Origin of the sequence: Amycolatopsis sp. Hca4 (assembly GCF_013364075.1) — a bacterium.
Taxonomy (GTDB): domain Bacteria; phylum Actinomycetota; class Actinomycetes; order Mycobacteriales; family Pseudonocardiaceae; genus Amycolatopsis.
This window is the reverse complement of sequence record NZ_CP054925.1, coordinates 5,080,030-5,103,254: the sequence shown is the minus strand read 5'-3', so window position 1 is coordinate 5,103,254 and position 23,225 is coordinate 5,080,030. Positions and strand designations below refer to the sequence as shown.

21 protein-coding genes and 1 pseudogene are annotated in these 23,225 nt (G+C 72.3%); 8 read left to right on the top strand and 14 right to left on the bottom strand.

Annotation, left to right across the window (positions count from 1 at the left end; all coding sequences use genetic code 11):
* Positions 1–18: 18 nt before the first annotated feature.
* From HUT10_RS22275 to HUT10_RS22260, 4 genes are read right to left on the bottom strand one after another with little or no spacing between them, the layout of a single operon-like run.
* Positions 19–564 (bottom strand): NUDIX hydrolase, encoded by a 546-nt coding sequence (locus HUT10_RS22275; RefSeq protein ID WP_176173004.1) that lies wholly within the window; start codon positions 562–564, stop codon positions 19–21.
* Positions 561–1,955: a coenzyme F420-0:L-glutamate ligase gene (locus tag HUT10_RS22270; protein ID WP_176173003.1), complete on the bottom strand. Its 1,395-nt coding sequence runs from the start codon at positions 1,953–1,955 to the stop codon at positions 561–563. The genes HUT10_RS22275 and HUT10_RS22270 overlap by 4 nt, the downstream gene beginning before the upstream one ends.
* Positions 1,891–2,880: a 2-phospho-L-lactate transferase gene (gene cofD, locus HUT10_RS22265; protein WP_176173002.1), complete on the bottom strand. Its 990-nt coding sequence runs from the start codon at positions 2,878–2,880 to the stop codon at positions 1,891–1,893. The genes HUT10_RS22270 and cofD overlap by 65 nt, the downstream gene beginning before the upstream one ends.
* Positions 2,877–3,629, bottom strand: a complete 753-nt coding sequence (locus tag HUT10_RS22260) for an N-acetyltransferase (RefSeq protein ID WP_176173001.1) — start codon at positions 3,627–3,629, stop codon at positions 2,877–2,879. Before HUT10_RS22260 ends, cofD begins: the two co-directional genes overlap by 4 nt.
* Before the next feature lie 60 nt (positions 3,630–3,689).
* Between HUT10_RS22260 and HUT10_RS22255 the strand changes: the two genes are divergently transcribed.
* From HUT10_RS22255 to HUT10_RS22240, 4 genes are all read left to right on the top strand, one after another.
* Positions 3,690–3,863, top strand: coding sequence for a hypothetical protein (locus HUT10_RS22255; protein ID WP_093948723.1), 174 nt, complete (start codon positions 3,690–3,692; stop codon positions 3,861–3,863).
* Between the two features lie 108 nt (positions 3,864–3,971).
* A complete protein-coding gene (fdxA, locus tag HUT10_RS22250; protein WP_003083029.1) occupies positions 3,972–4,292 on the top strand; it encodes a ferredoxin in 321 nt (106 codons plus the stop codon).
* Positions 4,289–5,383 (top strand): succinyldiaminopimelate transaminase, encoded by a 1,095-nt coding sequence (dapC, locus tag HUT10_RS22245; protein WP_176173000.1) that lies wholly within the window; start codon positions 4,289–4,291, stop codon positions 5,381–5,383. Before fdxA ends, dapC begins: the two co-directional genes overlap by 4 nt.
* Before the next feature lie 47 nt (positions 5,384–5,430).
* Positions 5,431–5,736 carry an antibiotic biosynthesis monooxygenase gene (locus tag HUT10_RS22240; protein ID WP_254897482.1) on the top strand — a complete coding sequence of 102 codons (306 nt, stop codon included), beginning with the start codon at positions 5,431–5,433 and terminating at the stop codon, positions 5,734–5,736.
* Positions 5,737–5,867: 131 nt separating this feature from the next.
* On the opposite strand, the gene HUT10_RS22235 is transcribed toward HUT10_RS22240, so the two are convergent.
* Entirely contained in the window at positions 5,868–6,485 is a 618-nt protein-coding gene (locus HUT10_RS22235; RefSeq protein WP_176172998.1) for a TetR/AcrR family transcriptional regulator, read from the bottom strand.
* A gap of 81 nt (positions 6,486–6,566) precedes the next feature.
* On the opposite strand from HUT10_RS22235, the gene HUT10_RS22230 reads away from it, so the two are divergent.
* Positions 6,567–7,979 carry an FAD-dependent monooxygenase gene (locus HUT10_RS22230; RefSeq protein WP_176172997.1) on the top strand — a complete coding sequence of 471 codons (1,413 nt, stop codon included), beginning with the start codon at positions 6,567–6,569 and terminating at the stop codon, positions 7,977–7,979.
* Between the two features lie 2 nt (positions 7,980–7,981).
* Here the strand turns inward: HUT10_RS22230 and HUT10_RS22225 are convergent, their stop codons facing one another.
* The 3 genes and pseudogenes from HUT10_RS22225 to HUT10_RS22215 form a co-directional block, all read right to left on the bottom strand.
* Complete coding sequence (locus tag HUT10_RS22225) at positions 7,982–8,911, bottom strand: CHAD domain-containing protein (RefSeq protein WP_176172996.1); 930 nt, start codon at positions 8,909–8,911, stop codon at positions 7,982–7,984.
* Between the two features lie 28 nt (positions 8,912–8,939).
* Positions 8,940–9,922, bottom strand: a pseudogene (gene dapD / locus HUT10_RS22220) (2,3,4,5-tetrahydropyridine-2,6-dicarboxylate N-succinyltransferase).
* 28 nt (positions 9,923–9,950) lie between these two features.
* Positions 9,951–10,382: a hypothetical protein gene (locus tag HUT10_RS22215; RefSeq protein WP_176172995.1), complete on the bottom strand. Its 432-nt coding sequence runs from the start codon at positions 10,380–10,382 to the stop codon at positions 9,951–9,953.
* A 23-nt stretch (positions 10,383–10,405) separates the two neighbouring features.
* On the opposite strand from HUT10_RS22215, the gene dapE reads away from it, so the two are divergent.
* The 3 genes from dapE (at position 10,406) to HUT10_RS22200 (ending at position 12,783) form a co-directional block, all read left to right on the top strand.
* Positions 10,406–11,476: a succinyl-diaminopimelate desuccinylase gene (dapE, locus tag HUT10_RS22210; RefSeq protein WP_176172994.1), complete on the top strand. Its 1,071-nt coding sequence runs from the start codon at positions 10,406–10,408 to the stop codon at positions 11,474–11,476.
* A gap of 126 nt (positions 11,477–11,602) precedes the next feature.
* Entirely contained in the window at positions 11,603–12,394 is a 792-nt protein-coding gene (locus HUT10_RS22205; protein WP_176172993.1) for a DUF3152 domain-containing protein, read from the top strand.
* A 38-nt stretch (positions 12,395–12,432) separates the two neighbouring features.
* A complete protein-coding gene (locus tag HUT10_RS22200) occupies positions 12,433–12,783 on the top strand; it encodes a hypothetical protein (RefSeq protein WP_176172992.1) in 351 nt (116 codons plus the stop codon).
* A 31-nt stretch (positions 12,784–12,814) separates the two neighbouring features.
* On the opposite strand, the gene HUT10_RS22195 is transcribed toward HUT10_RS22200, so the two are convergent.
* The 6 genes from HUT10_RS22195 to HUT10_RS22170 all read right to left on the bottom strand — a co-directional run bounded on the left by HUT10_RS22195 (position 12,815) and on the right by HUT10_RS22170 (position 23,177).
* Positions 12,815–13,858, bottom strand: coding sequence for a chitinase (locus tag HUT10_RS22195; RefSeq protein ID WP_176172991.1), 1,044 nt, complete (start codon positions 13,856–13,858; stop codon positions 12,815–12,817).
* A 141-nt stretch (positions 13,859–13,999) separates the two neighbouring features.
* Positions 14,000–15,604, bottom strand: coding sequence for a M28 family metallopeptidase (locus HUT10_RS22190; RefSeq protein WP_176172990.1), 1,605 nt, complete (start codon positions 15,602–15,604; stop codon positions 14,000–14,002).
* An 86-nt stretch (positions 15,605–15,690) separates the two neighbouring features.
* Positions 15,691–17,955: a M4 family metallopeptidase gene (locus tag HUT10_RS22185; protein WP_176172989.1), complete on the bottom strand. Its 2,265-nt coding sequence runs from the start codon at positions 17,953–17,955 to the stop codon at positions 15,691–15,693.
* Positions 17,956–18,268: 313 nt separating this feature from the next.
* Positions 18,269–19,534 (bottom strand): helix-turn-helix domain-containing protein, encoded by a 1,266-nt coding sequence (locus tag HUT10_RS22180; RefSeq protein ID WP_176172988.1) that lies wholly within the window; start codon positions 19,532–19,534, stop codon positions 18,269–18,271.
* 68 nt (positions 19,535–19,602) lie between these two features.
* The gene (locus HUT10_RS22175; RefSeq protein ID WP_176172987.1) at positions 19,603–21,624 is read right to left on the bottom strand and encodes a M4 family metallopeptidase; all 2,022 of its coding nucleotides are present in this window, start codon (positions 21,622–21,624) and stop codon (positions 19,603–19,605) included.
* Positions 21,625–21,875: 251 nt separating this feature from the next.
* A complete protein-coding gene (locus tag HUT10_RS22170) occupies positions 21,876–23,177 on the bottom strand; it encodes a tetratricopeptide repeat protein (RefSeq protein WP_176172986.1) in 1,302 nt (433 codons plus the stop codon).
* Positions 23,178–23,225: the final 48 nt, after the last annotated feature.

The following is a 23,225-nucleotide window of genomic DNA, read 5'->3' as shown; positions in this document are numbered from 1 at the left end:
CCCTGTCCGCGGACCAGGTTATCGCCCGGCACCGACAGGAACGGCGGCTTTCACCAGATCGGCGAGATCCTCCGACCCCTCCGGCAGCGCGTCCACGGGCCACCACCGCAGGTCGTCGGACTCGTCGCTGCGCACCGGCGACGCACCCGGGGGCGCGTGCACCGCGAACCGGACGTCGAAGTGGCGGGTGGGCACGCCGAGCGAGCACGTGATCGGGTGGACGTCCAGGTGCACCGGCTCCGGCGAAAGACGCAGCCCGGCCATCCCGGACTCCTCGGTGGCCTCCCGCAGCGCCGCCCCGGCGAGTGACGCGTCCGACGGCTCGCAGTGCCCGCCGAGCTGCAGCCAGCGGCCGACCCGCGGGTGCAGCGTGAGCAGCACCCGCGTGCCCGTGTGGTCCAGCACCACCGCCGACGCCGTCAGGTGCCCGGCCGCGCAGGACCTCTGACACGCGTCCTCGCGGGCGGCCAGGAACCCGAGGAACGCCTGCCGCAGCGATTCCTGCGAAGCGACCTCGGGCCGCCACGACGAAAGCACCGAGACGGCGTCCGCGTGCAGGCTCACAGCTCCAACAGCCCTTCGCCCGGCGAAACCGGGCCCCGCGGGGCCGGCGGTTCCAGGGGGACGCCGATCGCCACCGAACCGAGCGGCTGCCAGCGTTCGTCCAGGCCGAGGACGTCCCGGACGAGGTCCGCGGCGAAGATCGTCGACCCGATCCAGCACGAGCCCAGCCCCTCGGCCGCCAGCGCGACCAGCAGGCCCTGGACCGCGGCCCCGGCGGCCACGGTGAACATCGTCTTCTCGCAGTCGTTGCGGCGGGCGTCGCGGTAGGTGTGCGCGCCGTCCGGGACGAGGAACGGGATCACCACCTCCGGGGCCCGGTACAGGATGTCGCCGCGGCTGAGCCGCTTCGCGATCTGCTCCTCGGTGAACTCGTCGCCCGCCAGGTCCGCCCGCCACGACTCGCGCATCGCGTCCAGGAGCTGCTTGCGCGTTCCGCCGTCGCGCAGCCAGACGAACCGCACCGGGTGCGTGTGGTGCGGCGCGGGCGCGGTCAGCGCCGAACCCACCGCCCGCCGCAGCGCGGCCGGGTCCACCGGCTCGTCCGCGAACTGCCGCACCGAACGCCGCGACGGGACGGCTTCCCGCCGGCCCTGCGCGATCGCCTCTTCGGTGCCGAGCCGGAACAGGTCCTCCTCCAGCGGGCGGACCAGGTCACGGGCGGTCGAGCCGTCGTCCTCGATGAGCAGGCCGCGCACGACCGCCACCGGCGTCCCGCCGAGCTTGCCCTTGACCAGGTCGGCGGCCGCGGCGAGCTCGTCGGCGACGGCGACCTCGGTGACGGCCAGCTCGTTGCCCTGCCCGTCGACCTCACCGCGGTAGGCGTGCAGCACGCGCAGCCCGGACGAGCCGATCGCGGCGTCGGTCTGCCCGACCCGCCAGGCGCGGCCCATCGTGTCGGTGACGACGACGGCGACCTCCACGCCGAGGCGTTCCCGCAGCCCGTTGCGCAGCGCCAGCGCCGAAGCGTCCGGGTCGGCGGGCAGCAGCGCCACCTCGTCACCGGCCACATTGGACGCGTCGATGCCGGACGCGGCCTGCACGATCCCCAGGTGGTTCTGGGTGATCACGGTCCGCGCGATCCGCGCGACCACCCGCACGGCCTCCTGCTCGACGAGCTTCCGGCGTTCGGCGTCGCGGGCTTCGGGGTCCGACGGCACGCGGATCAGCCTGCCCTCGGTCTTGGAGACGATCTTGCTGGTCACGACCAGGACGTCGCCGGAGCGCAGCCAGGGCGCGGCGGCCACGATCGCGCCGGTCAGGTCGTCGCCGGGGCGGAACTCCGGCAGGCCGGTGACGGGCAGGATCTCCAGCTTGGGGGAGGCGTGGTCACTCAACGGGGGCTCCGGCCAGTTCCAGGGCGGCGCGGGCCATCGCCGCGGTCGCGTCCACATCGGACATCAGCAGCGGGACGTCGCGGACGGTCACGCCCGGCACGTCGGCCGTCTCGCCTTCGGCGATCAGCCAGCCGTCGAGCACGCCGTCGGCCTTGCGCGAGCCGTAGTGCCGGCCCACCGCTTCGGCCGACGTCTCGACGCCGATCGCGTCGAGGCACGCGTCGGCCATCCCGCGCAGCGCCTTGCCGCCGATGATCGGCGACACCCCGACCACGCCCGCGGACGTCTTGCGCAGCGCGTCGCGCACGCCCGGCACGCCGAGCACGGTGCCCACCGAGACCACCGGGTTCGAAGGCGCGAACAGCACCGCGTCCGCGTCCTTGATCGCCTCGAGCACGCCCGGCGCCGGCTTGGCCTCGTCGGCCCCGACCGCGACGATCGAGTGGGCCTTCGGCTCGGCGCGGTAGCGCACCCACCACTCCTGGAAGTGGATGGCCTTCTGCTGGCCGTCCTGCTCCGGGTCGTCGATCACGACGTGCGTCTCGACGCGGTCGTCCGACATGGGCAGCAGCCGGACGCCCGGCTGCCAGCGGTCGCACAGTGCCTCGGTCACGGCCGAGAGCGGGTAGCCCGCGCGCAGCATCCGCGACCGGATCAGGTGGGTGGCGATGTCCTTGTCGCCGAGCCCGAACCAGTCGGGGTCGGCGCCGTAGGCGGCCAGCTCCTCCTTGACCACCCAGGTCTCGCCCGAGTGCCCCCACCCGCGTTCCTTGTCGATGCCACCGCCGAGGGTGTACATGCAGGTGTCCAGGTCGGGACAGATCCGCAGCCCGTGCATCCAGACGTCGTCGCCGGTGTTGACCAGCGCCGTCACCTCGTGCTCGGACTCGGAGGCACCTTCCGGGGCCATGCCCAGAGCCGCCTTGACACCCAGCAGGAAGCGGGCCCCGCCCACTCCGCCGACCACTACCACGATCTTCACGACGTCGAATCCTCGCACGAGCCGGGTGCAGGCACCCAGTACCGGTATCTGTGGCGCGGGACGTAGCCGAGTCCCGCGTAGAGCGCGAGCGCGCCCGTGTTCCCCTCCGCGACCTGCAACACCGAGTGGACGGCCCCGTGTTCCGCACCCCACGTCCGCACCGCGCCCATCAGCGCGGACGCCAGCCCGCGGCGGCGGAACACCGGGGCGACCTCGAGCCTGCCGACGTGCAGCCAGTCCTCGACCACAGCCCCGCGGACGACCCCGGCGAGGGTGCCGCCGGCCGTCGCAGCGCCGTAGCCGACCTTGCCGCCGGTCAGCACCTGCCGGGCGGCGGGCGAGTCCTCGCCGGGCCGCACCACCAGCTCCCACCAGCCCGGCGGCGGCTCGTCGCGCACGGTGACGCCCGGGGTGGCCGGCGCCGGGTGCAGCGGAGCGGTCAGGACGACGACCTCGTGGCCTGCTCCGTGCCCGGTGGCCGGCACCCAGCCCGCCGCGGCGATCGCGCGCTCGTTCGGGCTGTCCCTGACCACCTGCACCATGGCCGGGATCGCCCGGTCGTGGGCGAAATCACACACCGCGCGCAGGGCCTCGCCGAGGGGGCGATGCGGGTCGCCGACGGCGAGTGCGCTGTTGGCGCGCCCGGTGAAGCCGTCGGCCCAGCGCAGTCGCCACTCACCCAAGGGATCCTCGACCAGGGGTGGCCATGCTTTGCTGCACGTGATTTCCAGCTTCTCGGCGGCGTTCACCGCTAGATTGTGACGGAGGCGGTGAAAGTCGCGGGAGCGGATTTCGGCAGGAGGCGGGTCGTGGGTATCCAGCGCAAGGACGAGCGGCACAACGAGAAGCTGGTCGACGAGATCGCCGAAGGGTTCAACCGAGCAGTGGGGGAGAAGAAGACCGAAGACGAAGCCCCGAAGCCGCGCTTCGTCATCACCGGCGACGCACGGGCGACCCCGCCCCCGCGCCGCCGCCAGAGGTGAGCCCGTACCCGGAGTATGGCTAAGGCTTGCCTCACCGACCGAACGGGTGCCGTCGCCGCGTAATGTCGGCACCGACTGGCTGTTTGCAGAGAAAAGCAGGAGTGCGCAGTGACCTACGTGATCGCCGAGCCCTGCGTCGACGTGCTCGACAAGGCGTGTATCGACGAGTGCCCCGTGGACTGCATCTACGAGGGCGAGCGGATGCTGTACATCCACCCGGACGAGTGCGTCGACTGCGGCGCCTGCGAGCCGGTGTGCCCGGTCGAGGCGATCTACTACGAGGACGACGTCCCGGACAACTGGTCGGACTACACCAAGGCGAACGTCGACTTCTTCGACGAGCTGGGCTCGCCCGGCGGCGCGTCCAAGGTGGGCAAGACCGCGCACGACCCGGCCTTCATCAAGGCGCTGCCCCCGCAGGGCGAATGAACCGGATCGCACTGCCCGACTTCCCCTGGGATTCGCTCGCCGAGGTCAAGGCCACGGCGCAGGCGCATCCCGGCGGGGTCGTCGACCTCTCCATCGGCACGCCGGTCGACCCGGTCCCGGACGGCATCCGCGCGGCGCTCGCGTCGGTCTCCGAGATCCCCGGGTACCCGACGACCCACGGCATCCCGGCCCTCCGGGAAGCCGCGCGGGGAGCGCTTTCGCGGCGGCACGGTGTGGACGGCATCGAGCCGGACGCCGTGCTGCCGACGATCGGGTCCAAGGAGGCCGTGGCCTGGCTGCCGCGGCTGCTCGGCTTCGGTCCCGGCGACGTCGTCGTCATCCCGGAGCTGGCCTACCCGACGTACGAGGTCGGCGCGCTGCTGGCCGGCGCGTCGATCCTGCGGGCCGACAGCACGCTCGCGCTCGGCCCGCAGAAACCGGCGATGCTCTGGCTGAACTCGCCGTCCAACCCGACCGGCCAGGTGCTCCCGGCCGAGCACCTGCGCAAGGTCGTCGCGTGGGCGCGCGAGCGGGACGTCGTCGTGGTCTCCGACGAGTGCTACCTGGCGCTCGGCTGGGAGAGCGAGCCGCGCTCGGTGCTGCACCCGGACGTCTGCGACGGCCGGACCGACGGGCTGATCGCGGTGCACTCGCTGTCGAAGTCGGCGAACCTGGCCAGCTACCGCGCCGGGTTCCTGACCGGCGACCCGCGGCTGATCAGGCAGCTGCTGGAGGTCCGCAAGCACGCGGGCATGATCGTGCCGCGCCCGGTCCAGGAGGCGATGGTCGCCGCGCTGACCGACGACGAAGCACTGGAGATCCAGCGCGAGCGCTACGCCCGCCGCCGGCTCGTCCTGCGGAAGGCGCTGCTGGACAACGGCTTCCGCATCGACCACTCCGAAGCGGGGCTCTACCTCTGGGCCACCCGTGACGAGGACGCGGCCGCGACGGTCGCGTGGCTGGCCGAGCGGGGGATCCTGGTCGCGCCTGGAACCTTCTACGGCCCGAAGGGCGGCCAGCACGTGCGCGTCGCGCTGACCGCGACGGACGAGCGCGTGGACACCGCCGTGGAGCGGCTGACCGCGGGCTGAGCGGTCCCGGAATCGTCGGTGCCCCCGGCTACGGTGCCGGCGTGACCATGACGATCGAACTGGCCCGCTTCAAGGTGGCGGAAGGCGCCGTGGCGCAGCTGGTGGCGGAGCGCCCGGCGATGGTCGAGGCGATGCGCCGCCGGTTCCCCGGCTGCCTCGCCGCGTACCTGACCAGGGAAGACGACGGCGGTTGGCTCGACATCGTGCTGTGGCGCAGCCGGGCCGAAGCCGAGGAGGCGGCCCGGCTGATCGACACGGTGCCCGAGTGCGCCGCCTGGTTCCGGCACATCGCCGAATCCGCCGGGCTGCGACACGTCGAAGTCGTCGACCACTGGCCGGAGCCCGGTCAGTAGTCCCGGCCGGTGAGATCGGCCCGCTTCAAAGTGGACTAAGGCGTCGTGGCGCTGCTGGTGGCCGAGCGCCGGTCGGCTCGATCAGCCGGGCGCTCCCCGGGTGATCAGCGCCGTGGCCGGAGGGGGCTGACTCAGTAGTCCCGGCCGGTGAGGCCCCGGTAGGCGAACCGGGTAAGCAGCTCGACCGCCTCTTCGTCCGTCGGCGGGGTCCACCCGTTCGGCACACCGTGCAGCCACGTTGCCGCGAACGCGTCCACCAGGTTGTAGATCAACATTCCGCAGCGGTCCGGGGACGTCGGCAGCCGCAGGCCGGCTCGGGTGATGTACGCGAGGTGGTCGTCGAGGTCGGCGGCCTGGGACGCGCCGAACTGGGCCAGCGTGCGTGCGAACGACTCGCTGACCATCGCCGCCTGGCGCAGGGCCAGCATGGTTGCGGCGTTGTCGCGGTAGAACTCCCAGTACTGCTTGACGTGCCAGCGCACCGCCTCGGGGCTGCTGAAGTCGGCCAGGTGGTCTTCGCTGTCGGCGCTCTGGTCGCCGGAGGCCGCGATGTCGGCCATCAGCGCTTCGAGCAGCTCCTCCTTGCCCGCGAAGTGGTTGTAGAACGACCCCGCGGCCCGGCCCGCCTCGGCGGTGATGTCGGTGATCTTCGTGTTCAGGTAGCCCTTGCGGGCGAAGACGCGCTTGGCCGCGGCCTTGAGCGCGGCCTCGGTCTCCGCGGCCTTTTCCTTCCGGCTCGTCGCCGTCATCGCCACCTCCCTTGACACGGGACGCTATCAGCGTAATGCTGAATCCAGATTCACTGAATCACGATTCACTGGGAGGACGACATGGACACTCGCGTGCTGATCGCCGGAGCCGGGCCGACCGGGCTGACGCTGGCCATCGAGCTGGCGCGGCGGGACGTCGCGGTGCGGATCATCGACAAGTCTTCGGAGTACTTCGTCGGCTCGCGCGGCGACGGGATGCAGCCGCGCACGCTGGAGGTGTTCGAGGACCTGGGCGTGCTCGACGCGGTGCTGGCCGCGGGCATGGCCCCGGTGCCGATGAAGATCCACCTCGGCGGCGAGGTGGTCGGCGAGCGGGTGATGTTCGACCCGGTCGAGCCGACGCCGTCGCGGCCGTACCCGACCGGCTGGTTCCTCGGCCAGTCGCAGACCGAGGGCATCCTGCGCGACCGGCTGGCCGAGTTCGGCGTGCGCGTCGAGCTGGACACCGCGCTGACCGGCTTCGAGCAGGACGCCGACGGCGTCACCGCGACGCTGAGCACGGGCGAGACGGTTCGCGCGGAGTACCTGGTCGGTGCGGACGGCGGCAAGAGCTTCGTGCGCAAGACGCTGGGCATCGCGTTCGAGGGCACCACGGACGAGTCGATCCGGATGCTGCTCGGCGACGTCGTGGCCGAGGGGCTCGACCGCAGCTACGGCCACTGGTTCGCGACGCCGGACGAGCCGATGAGCGGCATGATGTTCAGCCCGCTGCCGGGCACGCCGCACTTCCAGTTCGGTGCCGCCCTCGGCGAAGGCGAGACGGACGTCGAGACGGCGTTGCCCGCGGTCCAGGCCCGGCTCGACGCGCTCAGCGGCGGCCAGGTCAAGCTGTCCGACCTGGCCTGGTCGACGGTGTGGCGGCCGAACATCCGACTGGCGGCGAGCTTCCGCGAGGGCCGGGTGTTCCTGGCCGGCGATGCGGCGCACGTCCACCCGCCGACGGGCGGCCAGGGGCTGAACACCGGCATCCAGGACGGCTACAACCTGGGCTGGAAGCTCGCGGACGGCGCACCGGAGCTGCTGGACAGCTACGAGATCGAGCGCCGCACGGTCGCGGCCCGGGTGCTGGGGGTCTCGGCGGGCCTGCTGCAGAAGTACGTCGACGGCGACGACGACGCCCACCGGCGCGGGGAGGACACGCAGCAGCTGGACATCACCTACCGCGGCGGCCCGCTGTCACCGGCGGGCACGGGGGAGCTGCGGCCGGGGGACCGGGCGCCGGACGCGCCGCTGGTGGACGCGAACGGCAAGCGCGTGCGGCTGTTCGAGCTGTTCCGCGGCCCGCACGCGACCGAGCTGGTCTTCGGTGACGGCGCTCCGGGCGAGCACGGCCACCGGATCTTGCCGTCGGGCAGCGTGGCGACCGGAGCGGACCTGGTGGACGAGGGTGGCCACGCGTACGCGGCCTACGAGGCCGACGGCGGGCGGCGGGTGGTGATCCGGCCGGACGGGTACGTCTGGTCGATGTCCTGAGCTCAGGCGTGGAGGGCTTTGGCGGCGGCGTCGACCGCCTTCCACGATGAGCGCCAGACCGCGCGGGCCTCGGCGCGGCGGGCCAGCTCGCGCTCGGCGATGCGGCCCGCCACGAACCCCATCGGGCCGTCCACCGACTCGATGACCGCGCGCATCCGCTCGGCCGCGACCACCGCGTCCTGGTGGTCGCCCAGCACCGTCTGGAAGTCCTTCGTCGCCTTCAGCAGCTCCTTGATCTTCGCCGCCTGCTTCTTCTTCGCCGACGTCTGGGCCAGCTCGGCCGCGTAGCGCAGCTTCTTGCCGTGGATGCGCAGGGCGTGCAGGTCGTCGTCGGGTGGGTCGGCGGGGAGGGCGCCGACCGCCTTCGCCAGCTTGCGGTGCGGCTTCGCCAGCCCGGTCACCAGGTTGTGCGGCACCTCTTCCGGCGCCGCTTCCGCCCGCGTCAGCAGGCTCACCTCACGCAGCAACGTCGAGTACCGGGCGCTCGACAGCGCCCGCGTCAGGCGCCGCTTCGCCGCGGCGCGCTCGCTGACGAACTTCGACACCAGGCGGTGGCCCGGGGCCTGGTCGCGGACCTCGAAGTCGGCGATGACCTCACGCAGGTGCCCGATCAGCACGTCGTAGTCGCGCACCTCGCCGAGGGACTGGCCGAGCCAGCCCAGCTCCGCGCGCACCGGCTCGGCGCCGGCCCCGACCAGGCGGCCGGAGAGCTTCAGCACGCTGCGCATCCGCCGGAGCGCGACGCGCATCTGGTGCAGGTCCTCCGGGTCCGCGCCGGAGCGGGTGCCCGGTTCGTGGGCCAGCAGCGCGCGGATCTCGCGGTCCAGCTTGGCCCGCACGTGGTGGACCGCCGGATCGGCCGGACGCGCTTCGACGGGTGCGTCCGGCAGGCCCAGCTCGGCGAGGGTGCGGTGCAGCGATTCGGTGGCCACCTCATGAATGGTAGGTGAACAACCGACCTCAGTCGTTGGCGTGCAGTGCCGCGTTCAGCTCGACGCCGACGCCGGTGCGCGGCACGACCTCGACCGCGCCCGTCGCCGAGTTGCGGCGGAACACCGCGCCCGAAATGCCGTTGAGCTCGCGGGCCTTGACGACCTTGCCCTCGACGACGACCTTCGTGCCGGCCGTCACGTAGAGGCCCGCCTCGACGACCGTGTCGTCCCCAGCGAGATCCCGACGCCGCCGTTCGCGCCGATCAGGCAGCGCTCGCCCAGGGAGATCGTCTCCTTGCCGCCGCCGGAGAGCGTGCCCATGATCGACGCGCCGCCGCCGACGTCCGAGCCGTCGCCGACGACCACACCGGCCGAGATCCGGCCCTCGACCATCGACGCGCCGAGCGTGCCGGCGTTGAAGTTGACGAAGCCCTCGTGCATCACCGTCGTGCCGGAGGCCAGGTGCGCGCCGAGCCGGACCCGGTCGGCGTCGCCGATCCGCACGCCCGACGGCATGACGTAGTCGACCATCCGCGGGAACTTGTCGACGCTGTAGACGGTCACCGTGCCGCGCGATCGCAGCCGCAGCCGGGTGGTCTCGAAGCCCTCGACCGGGCAGGGGCCGTGGTTGGTCCACACGACGTTCGCGAGCAGGCCGAACATGCCGTCGAGGTTCAGGCCGTGCGGACGGACCAGCCGGTGCGAGAGCAGGTGCAGCCGCAGGTACATGTCGTGGGTGTCCGCGGGCGCGTCGGCCAGCCGGGCGATCGTGGTGCGGACGGCGACGACCTCGACCCCGCGGTCGGTGTCCGGGCCGAGCAGCGCCACGGCGGCCTCGCCGAGCAGCTCGGTGGCCTCTTCGGTGCTCAGCCGCTCGGTGCCGCCGGTGCCGCCTTCGGTCAGCTTCGGGTGCGGGTACCAGGTGTCGAGGACCGTCCCGTCGGGGGTGACGGTGGCCAGCCCGACGCCGCTGGCGCCGGTCGTTTCGGGGTTCGGGCTCTGCTCGCTCACGACCCTCACCGTAGTGGAGTGACGCGGATCAACCACCCGTGGGCCGCGCGTCTACCTGCTTCTTCAGGCCCGAGAGGGCGGCGGCGATGTCGACCAGCGCCTGCGAGCACGGGCCGCCCGCGGCCGGGACGGTGGTGCAGCCCGCGCTCCGGAACTCCCCGACCGCCTGGTCCAGCTTCGCGGCCTCGGCGGTCAGCTGCGGGTCGCGGTCGTCCGCGCGCTTGCGGGCCGCGCCCGGCACGTTCCCGACCTCCGTGACGTACTTCTCGCAGCCCTTCGGCAGCTGGGTGCGCGGGCTGGCGTAGCACTGGTCGACGGTCAGCGCGTCGAGCTTGGTGGGCAGCGCGTCCGGGCCGGGCTCGCCGCCTTGGCGCGGCGGCGTCGGGCCCGCCTCGTTCCCGCAGCCCGCCAGGACCAGGACCAGCAACGCGCCGCCGACGGCGACCGGGAACTTGGGCACACCCCCACGGTAGCGTGCGGGTCATGAGCCTCGACCTGCACGCCGATCCGGTGGACCTGACCGCAGCGCTGGTGGACGTCTTCAGCGTGTCCGGCGCCGAAGCGGAACTCGCGACGGCGGTGCAGGAAGCGCTGGAGAAGCAGGCGCCGCACCTCGAGGTCGTCCGCAACGGCGACGCCGTGCTCGCGCGGACGAACCTCGGCCGCGAGTCGCGGGTCGTGCTCGCCGGCCACCTGGACACCGTGCCGGAGAACGGCAACCTGCCCTCGCGGCGCGAAGGCCGCGGCGACGAGGAGATCCTGCACGGCCTCGGCACGGTCGACATGAAGGGCGGCGACGCGGTCTTCCTGCACCTGGCGGCCACGCTGCCGTCGCCGAAGCACGACGTCACCTTCGTCTTCTACGACAACGAAGAGGTCGAAGCGGTCAAGAACGGCCTCGGCCGGATCGAGCGCGAGCTGCCCGAGTGGCTGGCCGGTGACCTGGCGATCGTCGGCGAGCCGTCGAACGGCGTGATCGAGGCTGGCTGCCAGGGCACCATGCGCGTCGAGCTGCGGCTTTCGGGCACCCGGGCGCACACCGCGCGGGCGTGGATGGGGGAGAACGCGATCCACGCGCTGGCCGAGCCGCTGCGGCGGCTGGCGGAGTACACGCCGCGGATCGTCGACATCGACGGCCTGACCTACCGCGAAGGCCTCCAGGCGACGGCGATCAGCGGCGGCGTCGCGGGCAACGTGGTTCCGGACGCGGCGGTGCTGACGGTGAACCACCGCTTCGCCCCGGACCGCGACCCGGCGGCGGCCGAGCGGCACCTGCGCGAGGTGTTCGCCGGGTTCGAACTGTCCGTTGTGGACCTTTCGCCGGGCGCGCTGCCGGGCCTGTCCGCCCCGGCGGCGGCGGAACTGGTGGCCGCGGCGGGCGGCCGCGCGGCGGCCAAGCTGGGCTGGACGGACGTCGCGCGCTTCGCGGCCCGCGGCATGCCGGCGGTCAACTTCGGCCCGGGCAACCCGACGTTGGCGCACACGAAGCAGGAGAACGTCCGGACGGCGGAGATCCGGCAGGTCACCGAGGTGCTGCGCAAGTTCCTGGGCTGAGTTCTGTGGTCGTCGTCACACCTGTGGGTGCCGACCTGCGGTGATGCTCCGCGACCGCAGGTCACCGCAACTTTTCCCGGCCGCGGCCCGTATGTCCTTCTGAAGCCGCGCACCCCGGGAGGACCCATGCCGAAAACCGCGAGACGAGCCGCGGCGGTGGCCGTGCTCGCCCTGGCGGTGAGCGGCTGCGGCGGGGAAAGACAGCCGGTCGCCGCGCCCGCGGCCGGGCCGGTCCTCACCGCCATCGGGGACGCCACCTCCGTTCCGCCGCCGCCTGCCGAGCGGGAGCCCGTGGTGCAGAGCGCGCCCGTCATCACCTTTCCGCGCACCGGCTCGGGTCAGTGGATGTTCGTCCCCGGCACAGACGAGGTCGCCGGGCAGGCGGGGCGGCTGATGCGCTACCGGATCGCCGTCGAGACCGACATCGACGGCGTCGGCCCCGCCGGCTTCGCCAAGGACATCCGCACCATCCTCGGCGACCCCCGCGGCTGGACCGCGGGCGGCCAGTGGCGCCTGCAGCAGGTCGGCCCGGCCGACAGCGCCGACTTCACCGTTTACTTGGCGACGCCGGCCAGCCGCGACAAGCTGTGCGGCGGCACGCCGGACAGCTACACCTCCTGCCGCAACGGCAGCAACGTCGTGCTCAACGTCGCCCGCTGGGCCAACGCCGTGCCGGGCTACGGCGCCCCGCTCGAGGTCTACCGCCAGTACATGGTCACCCACGAGACCGGCCACCGGCTCGGCCAGGGCCACGAGCTGTGCCCCGGCCCGGGCCGCCCGGCGCCGGTGATGGAGCAGCAGACGCTCGGGTTGCACGGCTGCGTCCCGAACCCGTGGCCATTCCCGGACCCCGGAGGGCGCGAGTACGCGGGCCCCCCGGGCGAGTACAACGACCCGATCCCCGCGGGCGATTCCTGATCAGCCGCTAGCCTCGCCGGACAGCCCCGCCCTTCGGTGTGGGTGCCTCACCGATCATCGACGGCACGGCAACGGGAACGGTGCTGGCACCGGAGTCGCGGCTGAATCCGGAGCTGGTGATCGGCGAGCTCGCCGACGAGGTGGACCGGCTCAACGACCGGCCGGACTCCTCCCGGCCCTGCTGGGACGCGGTGCTGGCGTACGCCGCGGAGCCGACCTCGGCCCCACCTCCCGGGGCATCGATGCCCGGAGCCTCGGCGAGGAGGCGCCCCGGCGGGCGGGCTGACCGGCGGCCTGGCTGGGGGGTGATGGCCGCGCTGCTGCGGGACAAGTGGCTGGGCCGGCTGCTGGAACTCGTCCGTTCCGAGCTGGTCACCCGTGAGTGGTGAGGCAGGAACCCGCCTCACCACTCACGACCGCTCACCGGCCCTGCAGCGACCTGACGTTGTCGCCGAAGGTCCAGCCCTTCGAGCCGTCCCAGTTGATCGACCAGTCCATCAAGCCCTTCAGCCCCGGAACCGACCGCCACGCCTGGGAAACCAGGCTCGGCGACATGTACCCGCCGCCCGCGCCGGGCTGGGCCGGCAGGCCCGGGACCTGCTTGTCGTACGGCACCCGGATCGTTGTTCCCTGCACCACCAGCCCGGTGTTCAGGCAGTTCGTCTGCACGGTGAAGCCCTGCACGGTCCCGGCCTGGTAGGAATCGCCGGAGCAGCCGTACATCGAGCCGTTGTAGTACTGCATGTTCAGCCACCACAGGCGGCCGTTGTCCGCATACTTCTTGATGATCGGCAGGTACGCGCCCCAGATCGAGCCGTAGGCGACACTGCCGCCGGTCACGTACGCCGTTTCCGGGGCCATCGTGAGCCCGAAGTTCGACGGCATCTGCGCGAGCACTCCGTCGATGATGCGGGTCAGGTTGCTCTGCGACGCCGACAGCGTCTTGATGTTGCCGCTGCCGGTCAGGCCGGTCTCGATGTCGATGTCGATCCCGTCGAAGTTGTACTTCTTCAGGATGGGCACGACCGTGGCGACGAACCGGTCGGCCACCGCCGAAGAGGACAGGTCGATCCCGGCGGCCGCGCCGCCGATGGACAGCAGGATCGTTGCGCCCGCGGCCTTCGCCGCGCACATCTCGGCCGGCGTGGACACCTTGACGCCGGCGTCCATCCCGTCCTCCCACAGCACGGTTCCGTCGGAGCGGATCACCGGGAAGGCGGCGTTGATGACGTTGTAGCCGTGCTGGGCCATCCTGCTGTCGGTGATCGGGATCCAGCCCAATCCCGGGTGGACGCCGTTCGCGGCACCGTCCCAGTTTTCCCAGTAGCCCTGGAGGACCTTGCCCGCGGGGCGCGACTTCACCGCGCACGTGTCGGCCTGCACCGCCCCCTGCGCGGGGGCCGACACGAGCAGCGGGACGGCCAGCAAGGCGCCCAGCAGGGTTCCGAACAAGCGACCGGACATACCGGCTCCCATCGTCGTTGAGGGGCGTACGCGGCGTGTCCGCCCAACATAAGCGCCGCGGGGAACCGCTGACTACCTACGAACGGGTGGTGGTCTAGACAACTGCGGGGCGCCCGGAGAAGGGCGCCCCACAGCGGCCGGTCAGACGGTCAGCGTCCAGGAGGACAGGTAACCGGTGTCGGCGGGGCCGACGTCCCGGATGCGCAGCTGCCACGCACCGTTGGCGGCCTCGGAGGAGGCGTTGACGGTGTAGGTGGTGTCGATGTTCGGCGTGGAGTCGCTGCTGGAGTTCTTCAGCCGGTACGCCGTGCCGTCGGGGGCGACGAGGTCGAGGACGAGGTCACCGCGGTAGGTGTGGGTGATGTGCACCTCGACCTTGGTGGTACCGGACGCGTTGCGCGCGCAGCCCGCGACGTTCGCGGTGCTGTTCACCGCGGCACCCGGGTAGTCCGGGATGTCGAGCCGCGTCGAGTTGGTCACCGGCGCGCACGACGAGCTGCCGACCCCGAGCGAGAACGCCGCCGTGTGGTCGGCGTTCGCGCCGTCCGCGGTCACCGTGACCGGGAAGGTCCCGGTCGGGGTGCTCGACGACGTCGTGATGGTCAGCGTCGAGGAACCGCCGGACTGCACGGTGGCCGGGCTGAAGGACGCCGTCGCGCCGGCGGGCAGGCCCGAGGCGGACAGCGAGATCGACTGCGCCGAGCCGGACGTCGTCGCGGTGCTCACCGCGACCTGGAGCGACTGTCCCGGTTGGACGGTGCCGGCCGTCGGGTTCAGCGTCACCGAGAAGTCGTTGCCCTGCGTCGTGGCGACGGCGAGCTTCCAGAGCGCGTACCCGATGGCGTCGGAGTTCTTCTCCAGCGGGGTGTCGGGGATGTTGGCCGTCGTGTCGCAGGCGCGGTGGTAGCAGTTGTCGAACGGCGAACCCGCGGTGCCGCCCCACTTCTGCGCCTGCGCCGAGCTCTTGATGTCACCGGCACCGGTGGCCAGGCCGCCGACCGGGATGCCCGCGCTCTTGAAGGACGCGTGGTCGGACCGGCCGTCGCCTTCGCTGTCGCCCTCGGTCTGGATGCCGATGGAGGAGAAGTACTCGTCGAAGACCGCCTTGATCGAAGCGACGTCGTCGTAGACGAAGTAGCCCCAGTTCTTCGAGCCGATCATGTCGAAGTTGAGGTAGGTCTTGATCTTCGTGCGCTCGCTGCTCGGCAGGTTGTTGACGTAGTACTTGGAGCCGACCAGGCCGGACTCCTCGTCGGCCCACCAGCCGAACCGGACGCGCTTGGCCATCGCCGGGTTGGTCCGGGCCAGCGTCAGCGCGACCTCGAGGATCGACGCGCTGCCCGAGCCGTTGTCGTTGATGCCGGGGCCGGCGCTCACGCTGTCGAGGTGCGCGCCGAGCATGATGACCTGGCTCGCGTCACCCTGCGGCCACTCGGCGATCAGGTTCTGCGACTGGCCGATGCAGCTGGTGCAGGTCTGCCTGCTCGTGGTGTAGCCGGCGTTCTTCAGCAGGTTTTCCACATAGGACACCGAGGCCGCGTACCCGCCGCCGCGCGGCGAACGCGTGCCGCCGTTGTTGCCGGCGATGGTCTGCAGCTGGTTGAGGTGGGTCTTGATGTTGGCCAGCGAGATGTCCGGCGCGGCGAGCGCGGTGGCGGGGGCGGCGGTGGCCGCCGGCGCGGTCACCACACCCAGGACGGCGGCCAGGGCGGTGACCCCGGCGCCGAGTCGTGTCTTCCACTTCATGGCGGTGAATTCCTTCGGTGGGGGTTGGGGGAGAACGGCCGTGAAGGCCGCACCTGGCGGGTGCGGCCTTCACGGGGCGGGGCGGGTTACACGGTCAACGTCCAGGAGGACAGGTAACCGGTGTCGGCGGGGCCGACGTCTCGGATGCGGAGCTGCCACGCGCCGTTCGCCGCTTCCGAAGAAGCGTTCACGGTGTAGGTGGTGTCGATGTTCGGCGTGGAGTCGCTGCTGGAGTTCTTCAGCCGGTAGGCGGTGCCGTCCGGTGCGACGAGGTCGAGGACCAGGTCACCGCGGTAGGTGTGGGTGATGTGCACCTCGACCTTCGTGGTGCCGGACGCGTTGCGCGCACAGCCGCTGACGGTGCTGGTGCTGCTGACCGCGCTCGCCGGGTAGTCCGGGATGTTCAGCCGCGTCGAGTTGGTCACCGGAGCGCAGGACCCGGTGGTGCCGACCGACAGCGAGTAGGTCGCCGTGTGGTCGGTGCTGGCCCCGTCGGCGGTGATGGTGATCGGGAAGGTGCCGGTCGGGGTCGACGCGGAAGTCGCGATGGTCAGCGTCGAGCTGCCACCGGAGGAGATGGTGGCCGGGTTGAACGTCGCGGTCGCGCCGGCGGGCAGGCCCGAGGCGGACAGCGTGATCGACTGCGCCGCGCCGGAGGTGATCGCGGTGCTGATGGTGGTGGTCGCCGAGGCGCCCGGCTGCACCGAACCCGAAGCGGGGTTCAGCGCGACCGAGAAGTCCGGCCCGCCGCCGCTGCACGAGGTCGGCTCACCGCTGACCGTGGTGACGGAGATGGCGTCCCACGCGGCCTTGGTGGTGTTGTACTCGACGCAGCTGCCCGGGAAGAGCGCGATCGCGGCTTCGAGGGTCGCCTTGCGGGCGGCCTTGTGGTTCCACGACGAGGTCTTCTTCAGCAGGCCGTTGTAGAAGATCTTGCCGGCCTTCTGGATGCCGAGACCGGTGACCGACGAGTTGTTGCAGGTCGGGCTGGCCGGCTTGCCGCCACCCGGGTTCGAGCCCTCGGCCAGCAGGTAGAACCAGTGGTTCTGCGGGCCGGCCGCCGCGTGCACCTCGGTGCTCGGGATCGACGACGAGTAGCAGTTCGGGTCGCCGACCTTGGACGGCTGGTACATGTAGCGGATCGGGCCCTGGCCGACCAGGTTGACGCCCTCGCCGACCTCGTAGTCCGGGGTGTCCTTGGCGTTGTTGGCGTACGCCTCGGTCAGCGCGCCGAAGATGTCGCCGGTCGACTCGTTCAGGCCGCCGTTCTCGTTGCCGGAACCGGCGCCACCCGGGGTGAACTGGAAGATGCCGTGCCCGAACTCGTGTCCGACGACGTCCATCGAGGTGGCCTGGCGCTGGTTGTCCTGCGAGTGCCCGAAGTGCGTCGACGAGCCGTTCCAGTACGCGTTGACGTCGGCCAGGCCCACCGAAGCCGGGTAGCCGGTGCCGCTGCCGTTGATGCCGTTGCGGCCGAGCCAGTCGGCGAGCATCTTCCACTCGGTCTGGACGCTGTAGAGGACGTCGACGCAGCCGGTCTCGAGGTCGGTGCCGGAGCCGTTGCCCCAGTTGTTGTCCGGTCCACTGTAGACGGAACCGCCCTCGCGGCCGCAGCTGATGCCGGTGCGGCCCGGGTCACGCAGCGTGTACGTGCTGCCGGACTGCGTGGTGTCGATGGAGACGTTGCCGACGTAGTAGCTGTTGCCGGTGCCGGCCACGTTCACCGTGGCGGGCTGGGCCTGCGTGCGGGCGCCCGAGGCGAACGTCTTCACGTCGTCCCGCTTGTCGAGCACCGCACCGGTCGCCGCGTCGACGAACACGTGCAGGTTGCTCGGTGCCGTTGCGGTGCGCCCGGCGACGACGACCTCGTAGGCCAGCTTCGGGCTCGCCCCGGCCAGCACCACCTTCTCCGGCGTGCTCACACTGTCCACAGTGGGCAGTTGAGCGCGCGCGGTGGCGGCGGCCTTGGCCGCGTCGAGGGATGCCTGCGTGCCGACGGTGATGGCCGAGGTCTCCGCGGCGCTGGTGCCGCGGACGCGGCCGGCGCCGTCGGCGACGACCACCGCGTCCCCGCCCACGACCCGCAGGCCCTGGTAGGTGCGCTGGTAGGCGCCGTAGAAGAGGCCACCGCCACCGGCGGTCAGGTCGACGCGCTGGAACGATTCGCCCGCGCCGCGGCGCAGGGCGTCGAGGCCGCTGGCGGCCGCCTGGTCGGCGGCGCGGGCGGCCGCCGCTTCGGGGGCGGCGGGCTGGGCCTGGGGCGCTGCGCTCGCCGGGGTCACCGGTAACGCGAGCGTCATGGCGAGCCCGGCGGCGGCCGCCAAGCCCGTGCTGAACCCACGATGGGTCATCGAGGTCTTCCTTCCATGAAGGCAGAATCGAGGTCCGGTAAGGGGGAATGGGAGACGTGTCCGGGGTGCTAACTGCAGGTATGCGTCCGGACGCATCCGAGTAAAGGATCAGCGCATCGGGGCGTCAATGCGCCGAACGGACCAATGCCACGTTCCGGATTATCGAATCAAAACGTACAAACCCCGCTGCAGCAGGGGATTCTCCCCGCGTTCCGCGCCGGAACGACTTTCGTAGGGATTGTCCGCGACACCATCCGAACGCCGGACGGTCTCGATCATCGGGATTCCTTGGTACGGATCGGAAAACGGTTGCTCATTCCGCTTCCGCGCCCAGCGCGATGAGCCCGTCCCGCAGCACGTCCGCCGCCTCCGCCTGCTTCCCGGTCTCGCCGAGCAGCTCGCTCAACGGCCGCAGCGCGCGCACCAGCACCCCGCGGGCGCCGAGGCCGGTGGCGAGCTCGACGGCGGCCCGCAGGTCCTCGGCCGCGCGCCGGGCGTCGCCGCGGGCCCTGGCCAGCGAGCCCAGCTGCAACCGCAGCTCCGCGGCCAGCGGCGTGCCCGAGACGACGGCCGGGCGGACCTGGTCGAGCAGCGCCGCCGCCGTCTCCAGCCGGCCCGCCGCCAGGTACTCCGCGGCGAGCTCGACGGTGATCGCCGGGACGTCATCCGGCCACGCCGTTTCCCGCGCCGCGCCGAGGTCGGCCAGCGCGCCCTCGACGTCACCCGCGCGGCCGCGGATCCGGGCCCTGGCCAGCAGGCAGTAGGCCATCGCCGGGTGCAGCGCCCGCTCCTGCATCAGGTCGTAGGCCGCGGCCACCGACGCGGCGGCGTCGGCGAACCGGTCCGCCGCCAGGTGGCTGCGGCACACCTCGACGTGGCTGCGGGTCAGCTCGGCGAGCACCGCCGGGCCGCCGCGGGTGAGCCGCAACGCCGACTCGGCGTACTCGGCCGCCCGCTCCAGGTCGCCCTGGCGCAGGTGCCGCTCGGCCAGGCAGGCCCGCAGCGTCAGCAGCATCGACGGCTGCGGGTAGCCGTCGCGCAGCAGCTCGGCGTGGCAGGTCTCCAGCAGGTGCACCGAGTACTGCACCTCGCCCCATGCGGTCAGCACGGCCGCGCGCAGCGGCACGACCATCGCCCGCACCGGCGGCGGCTCGCCCGAGAGCGCCGTTTCGGCGTCGGCGACGTACTTGGTGCGGACGTCGCCGGTCGAGTACCCGGCCAGCCACAGCAGCGCGATGCCGGCCTGCCGCGGCCGGTCCAGCCGCTCGGCGTGCCGCCGGATCCGCTGCATCCGCGGGGTCGCGCGGCGGGCGTCGCCGGCCAGGAACCGTTCCGCCGTCTCGATCAGCTCGAGGTCCAGCTCGATCAGCTCGCGCGGGGACCGGCCGCCCAGCAGCTCGTCCGGGTCGATGCCCAGCTGCTGGGCGAAGAACCGCAGCGCGTCCCCGGACGGCGTCCGCGCGCCGGTCTCGACCGACGACACGTACGCCGCCGAGTACTGCGGCCCGGCCAGCTCGCGCTGCGTGAGCCCGCGTTCGGTGCGCAGCTCACGCAGGCGTTCGCCGACGCTCTCGCTCACCAAGGCCGCCTTTCCACCGGTTCAGGGTAGGCCGCGCGGTGGCGTGGTCCGCCACCGCGCGGCCGGGATCAGCAGGCGCCGCTGTCGCTCCAGACGGCCCACGAGGTGGGCGCGCCGGGCTCGGCACCGGTCGAGTACCACAGCGACGTCCACTTGTGACCGTTGTGGCCGACGACGTCGTTGGGCACGTACGCCTTGGCGGAGTCCCACTCGGCGAGCCCGTCGCAGCCGGTCGGCGGCGGGCCGCCGGTGCCGACGGTGAGCGAGAACTGCGCGGTGTGGTCGGCGTCGGTGCCGTCACCGGTCACCGTCACCTGGCTGGTGCCCTCGGGCGTGGTCGCCGAGGTGGTGATGGTCAGCGTCGCCGTGCCGCCGGAGGAGATGGTCGCCGGGCTGATGGTCGCCTTGGCGCCTTCGGGCAGGCCGCTGGCCACGAGCTGCACGGTCTGGGCGTTGCCCGAGGTGATCCGGGTGGTCACCGTGGTGGTCGCGGTCTGTCCGGGTTGGACGGTCGCCGAGGTCGGCGACAGCGTCAGCGAGTAGTCGTTGCCGGCGGGCGGCTGGCCGCTGCAGGTCGGCTCCCCGCTGACGGCCGTGACGCTCACCGCGTCCCAGGCGGCCTTGGTGGCGGTGAACTCGGTGCAGCTGCCGGGGAAGAGCGCGATCGCGGCTTCCAGCGTGGCCTTGCGGGCCGCCTTGTGGTTCCACGACGAGGTCTTCTTCAACAGGCCGTTGTAGAAGATCTTGCCCGCCTTCTGGATGCCGATCCCGGTGACGCTGGAGTTGTTGCAGGTCGGGCTGGCGGCGCTGCCCTGGGACAGCAGGTAGAACCAGTGGTTCTGCGGGCCCGCGGCCGCGTGCACCTCGGTGCTCGGGATCGACGACGAGTAGCAGTTCGGATCGCCGACCTTCGACGGGTTGTCCATGTAGCGGATCGGGCCGCGGCCGACGAGGTTGACGCCTTCGCCGACGCTGAAGTCCGGGGTGTCCTTCGGGTTGTTGGCGTAGAACTCGGTCAGCGCGCCGAAGATGTCGCCGGTGGACTCGTTGAGGCCGCCGTTCTCATTGCCCGAGCCCGCGCCGCCCGGCGTGGTCTGGAAGATCGCGTGCCCGAACTCGTGCCCGACGACGTCCATCGGCGTGGCCTGGCGCTGGTTGTCCTGCGAGTGCCCGAAGTGCGTCGAGGAGCCGTCCCAGTAGGCGTTGACGTCGTTGAGGCCGACGCTGGCGCGGAACCCGCCGCCCGCCCCGTCGATGCCGGTGCGGCCGAGCCACTCGCCGAGCATCTTCCACTCGGTCTGGACGCTGTAGAGGACGTCGACGCAGCCGGTCTCCAGGTCGGTGCCCGAGCCGTTGCCCCAGGTGTTGGAGCTCTTCGTGAAGATCGAGCCGCCTTCGCGGCCGCAGGCGATGCCGCGGCGGCCCGGGTCGGTCATCGAGTACGAGCTGCCGGAACCGGAGGTGTCGATCGAGACGGTGCCGGCGTAGTAGGAGTTGCCGGTGCCGGCCTCGCGGACGTCGTCGCGCGTGTCGAGGACCTTCCCGGTCGCGCTGTCGACGAAGACGTGCAGGTGGGTGGGCTTGCCGTTGGTCCGGCCGCTCACGACGACCTCGTAGGCGAGCTTCGGGGCGTCCCCGGCCAGCACGACCAGCTTCGGCGCGTCGTCCGTGTCCACTTCGGACACCTTGGCCGCGGCGATCTTCGTGGCCTGCTCGGCTTTGAGGGCGGCCTGCGTGCCGACGGTGATCGGGGCGGTGCGGGCCGCTTCGGTGCCGCGGACGTTCCCGGCGCCGTCGGCGACCACCACCGCGTCGCCGCCGACGACCGGCAGGCCGTGGTAGGTGCGCTGGTAGGAGGCGTAGTAGAGCCCGCCGCCACCCGGGGTGACTCCGGTGCGGACGAAGGCCTCCCCGGCACCCTTCGCGAGCCGGTCGGCGCCGCTGAGGGCGGCCTGGTCGGCGGCGCGGGCGGCGAGCGCCTCGGGCGGGGTGGCGGCGGGAGGTGCGGGAGCGGCGGCGGCCGGGATCGCCGGCACCGCGAAGGAGAGGGCCAGGCCGGCGATCGCCGCCAGCCCACGTGGGGATCTCATGGGGAACCTTTCCGGGGACCGGGGAGGAGTGTGTCCAGTGGAATAACTGGTGTTATTGCGCCGGACGCGTCCGAGTAAAGGTTCCGCCCGTGGCGGGGTCAATGGGCCGAACGGAGCAGTGCGGCCGCGTGACGATCGTCGGATTTCGAGCAAATCCCCAGGTCGGAACGACGGTGCAGACTGGTCTGAACCAATTCACAGACTTTAGTAGGGAAGTTGCTTTGGTTCGGACCACTGAGCCCGCTGGTCCGCTATTCGGCGCGGGCCGCCGAGTCCAGCCCGCGGCGGTAGGCCTCGACGGCCTCGTCCAGATGACCACGTTGCCGGAGCGTGTCGCCGAGCCGCAGGGCCGTCGAAACCGCCGCGCCGTGCAAGGACGCCCCGGTCTGGATCCCGAAGGCCTCGCGCAGCAGCCGGGCCGCCGCCTCCAGGTCGCCGCGGGCCCGGGCTACCTGGCCGAGCAGGCTCGTCGCCTCGGCCAGCGATTCGACGTCGCGGGCCAGCAGCGCCCGGACCTCGGACACCAGGCTCGCCGCCTCCTCCGGAGCGCCCTGCCGGAGCCGGACCTCGGCCAGTTCGAGCGTCGCCCCGGCGAAGCCCTCGTCCGCGCCGATCGCCGCCAGCTGGTCGCGGGCCGCCGCGAGCTCCGCGCGGGCCTCGTCGAGGCGGCCCAGGTGGCGCAGCAGGTAGCCGCGGGCCCAGCGGCAGCGGGCCGCGTCGCGCTCGAACCCCACCGACGCGAAGAGCCGGCACGCCTCGGTCAGGTCCGCGTCCGCCCGGTCCGCCCGGCCGGTCGCCTGCCACACCTGCGACGCCTGCCGGTGGAACCGCGCGACGAAGTCCGGCCGCGTCGCCGCCCGCGCCAGCCGCCGCCCGTCCTCGGCCGCGCGGCGGGCCCGGTGCAGGCCGCCCATCTCCATCAGGGGGTGGATCAACGCCGTGAGCAGGCACAACTCCGCGTCCGGGTCGGCGGGCCGGGCCGCCAGCCCGGCTTCGATCCGCGCGATCGCCGGGCCCGGGTCGCCGCTCTGGAACCGGCAGCCCGCCCACCGGTGCACGATCATCGCCGCCAGCCACGGCGGCGCCGACCCGGCCAGCTCCTCCGCGTGCTCCAGCGCCCGCTGCGCCCCCGAGACGTCGAAGAGCTGCCACTTGACCTCGGCCTGGCAGAAGCGTGCGTAGCACTCGACGTCGTCGAGGTGGTAGCCCGCCGCCTGCTTGCCGACGGCGGCGAACCGCGCCTCCGCGGCGGCGACCCGGCCCTGCTCCAGGTCGCGGTAGCCCTCGTCGAGCGCCGCGCGCAGCTCGCCGGCGACGCCGGGCGGGCGGCCGAACCGCAGCTCGTCGACGGTCAGCCCGAGCCGCTGCGCCAGGTAGGCCAGCATCTCCTCCGACGGCGGGCGGCTGCCGGTCTCGACCTTCGCCAGGAACCCGCGGTCGTAGCCCGGCTCGGCCAGCTCGCGCTGGGTCCAGCCGCGGCCGGTGCGCAGCCGCCGGATCCGCGCTCCGAGCGGTTCGGCGGGGGCACTGGTCACCTCCCCACGGTAGGTCATCGGCGCGGCAGCCGCGGAAACGGACATATCCCCGACGACGGCTGTTCA

Coding starts and splice junctions, on each gene's coding strand:
- HUT10_RS22230 (WP_176172997.1), top strand. CDS start 6,567: ATGGACACTCGCGTGCTGATCGCCGGAGCCGGGCCGACCGGGCTGACG.
- HUT10_RS22185 (WP_176172989.1), bottom strand. CDS start 17,955: ATGACCCATCGTGGGTTCAGCACGGGCTTGGCGGCCGCCGCCGGGCTC.
- HUT10_RS22170 (WP_176172986.1), bottom strand. CDS start 23,177: ATGACCTACCGTGGGGAGGTGACCAGTGCCCCCGCCGAACCGCTCGGA.
- HUT10_RS22240 (WP_254897482.1), top strand. CDS start 5,431: ATGACGATCGAACTGGCCCGCTTCAAGGTGGCGGAAGGCGCCGTGGCG.
- HUT10_RS22190 (WP_176172990.1), bottom strand. CDS start 15,604: ATGAAGTGGAAGACACGACTCGGCGCCGGGGTCACCGCCCTGGCCGCC.
- HUT10_RS22270 (WP_176173003.1), bottom strand. CDS start 1,955: ATGTGGACGCGACCGCGGCGATGGCCCGCGCCGCCCTGGAACTGGCCG.
- dapE (WP_176172994.1), top strand. CDS start 10,406: ATGAGCCTCGACCTGCACGCCGATCCGGTGGACCTGACCGCAGCGCTG.
- HUT10_RS22205 (WP_176172993.1), top strand. CDS start 11,603: ATGCCGAAAACCGCGAGACGAGCCGCGGCGGTGGCCGTGCTCGCCCTG.
- HUT10_RS22175 (WP_176172987.1), bottom strand. CDS start 21,624: ATGAGATCCCCACGTGGGCTGGCGGCGATCGCCGGCCTGGCCCTCTCC.
- HUT10_RS22195 (WP_176172991.1), bottom strand. CDS start 13,858: ATGTCCGGTCGCTTGTTCGGAACCCTGCTGGGCGCCTTGCTGGCCGTC.
- dapC (WP_176173000.1), top strand. CDS start 4,289: ATGAACCGGATCGCACTGCCCGACTTCCCCTGGGATTCGCTCGCCGAG.
- HUT10_RS22235 (WP_176172998.1), bottom strand. CDS start 6,485: ATGACGGCGACGAGCCGGAAGGAAAAGGCCGCGGAGACCGAGGCCGCG.